Here is a 1,688-nt window from a genome sequence, read left to right as displayed (position 1 = left end):
GGAGCGGCAGCACGGGCGGTACCTGCTCGGCCGGTTCCGCTCCGACCGGGCGGACCTGCACGGCACGTACTGGCACTTCCAGATCGCCGGCGGGCGGGTCACCCGGCTCGACGTCGGCCAGGGCTGAGGCGGGCCGGCCGGGGAACGGGCCCCCAGGGGAACGGGACGGGCACAGGACCCGCCAAGCGTGAGGATGTTGTGCACACGGCGGGTGCCGGGACAACCCGCGCCCCGGCCGCCTCTTCTTACCGCCGGTGGAAGGCGACCGCCTCCACCGGGGTCGGAGGAGGACCGAGATGCCCCCGTACGAGACGTCCCTGCGCTCCCCGCGGCCCCTCGGCCGTCCACCGCGCCCCGCCGGCCCGACCGTTCACCATCCGGCACCCGCCCGGATCACCCTGGACTACCGGCGGCGCACGGCGGTCGTCGACGGCCGGGAACTGCGGCTCACCGGACGGGAGTTCGAACTCCTCGCCCACCTCGTCGGCCGCCCGCACCAGGCGCACACCCGGCGCCAGCTGCTGGTGTCGGTGTGGGGGCCGACCTCCGTCGGCGGCGGACGCACCGTGGACGTCCACATCGCCCGGCTGCGCGGCAAGTTGGGCCCGGGACACCGGGGGACGATCGTGACCGTACGGCACGTCGGATACGCGTACGAGCCGTCGCATGCGACGACGCCCGAGACGCCCTGAGTCGGCTACACCTCGCCTCCCGTCAGGAAGCCGATGGCGTCCACCCCGGCGCCCTCGTGCATCCCGGTCGGCAGCCCCAGCGACCCGCACTGGTTGCTCGGACTGCCGACCGGCAGGGCGACGCCGAGGGCGGTGACGGCGCCGCTCCCCCGCCTCGTCACGCCGCCGGCGCGCGGACCGCCGTGCTCGGCACAGGCGTTGCCGACGGTGCCGTTGCCGAAGCCGACGACCGAGGTGGCGCTCGCGGGGGTCGCGGCGGGGAGGGCGCTCACGGCGGTGGCGAGCAGGGTCAGCGTGCCGGTGACGCGGAGACGGTTCATGCACCCATCAACGCATGACGACGCGCTTTGTGTCGTGAATCACACGCGACACTCCCGCGAGGGCATTCGGGCGACGCGCCTTCGCAAGCCCGGGCGTCCCGGCGGCTGCCGCGATTGCGTGATCGTCGGTATTTCGGCCGGGCGCCGGACGAGCCGGCGAGCCCCTGCGCCAATAACGCCACGAAGCCCAGATCAGATGTCTCTGACCTGGGCTTCCGTGGTAGGCCGTGTGGGACTCGAACCCACAACCAATGGATTAAAAGTCCACTGCTCTGCCAATTGAGCTAACGGCCCGCACCCCGCAGCATAGCCCGGCAGAGCGCCGGATCCCGAGTCGTTATCCCCGGCACTTTTCCGGAAGGGCTCCAGGAAGGAGCCCTTCCGCTACCGGTGCGCCCTACGGGCACTCAGTTCCGCTGGTGGGAGGGGTGCTTGCCGTTCCCGGCGAATGCTCAGCCGTTGCGCTTCCAGCGCGGCTTGTCGGCACGGCGGTCGAACGACGAGCCGGCGCCGGCGCCACGGTGGTCGTCACGGCGGCCGTAGGGGCGGTCGCCGCCGCCGGAGCGGAAGCCACCGGACGGACGGTCGTCACGACGGTCGCGGTTGAACGGACGGTCGCCGCCACCGGAGCGGAAGCCACCCGACGGGCGGTCGTCGCGGCGGAAGCCGCCGGAGT

3 protein-coding genes and 1 tRNA gene are annotated in these 1,688 nt (G+C 73.0%); 1 reads left to right on the top strand and 3 read right to left on the bottom strand.

The window, feature by feature from the left end:
- Positions 1-296 precede the first annotated feature (296 nt).
- Positions 297-692 (top strand): winged helix-turn-helix domain-containing protein, encoded by a 396-nt coding sequence (locus tag JNW98_RS33880; protein ID WP_372459393.1) that lies wholly within the window; start codon positions 297-299, stop codon positions 690-692.
- Between the two features lie 5 nt (positions 693-697).
- Here JNW98_RS33880 and JNW98_RS33875 read toward each other — a convergent pair whose 3' ends face one another.
- The 3 genes from JNW98_RS33875 to JNW98_RS33865 all read right to left on the bottom strand — a co-directional run.
- Positions 698-1,012, bottom strand: a complete 315-nt coding sequence (locus tag JNW98_RS33875) for a hypothetical protein (RefSeq protein WP_223772128.1) — start codon at positions 1,010-1,012, stop codon at positions 698-700.
- Between the two features lie 218 nt (positions 1,013-1,230).
- A tRNA-Lys gene (locus JNW98_RS33870) sits at positions 1,231-1,306 on the bottom strand.
- Between the two features lie 158 nt (positions 1,307-1,464).
- On the bottom strand, positions 1,465-1,688 hold a 224-nt coding region (locus tag JNW98_RS33865), incomplete at its 5' end, for a hypothetical protein (protein ID WP_223772127.1).

Source organism: Streptomyces huiliensis (assembly GCF_020037025.1).
Classification (GTDB): domain Bacteria; phylum Actinomycetota; class Actinomycetes; order Streptomycetales; family Streptomycetaceae; genus Streptomyces; species Streptomyces huiliensis.
This window is presented reverse-complemented; position numbering and strand designations above follow the sequence as displayed.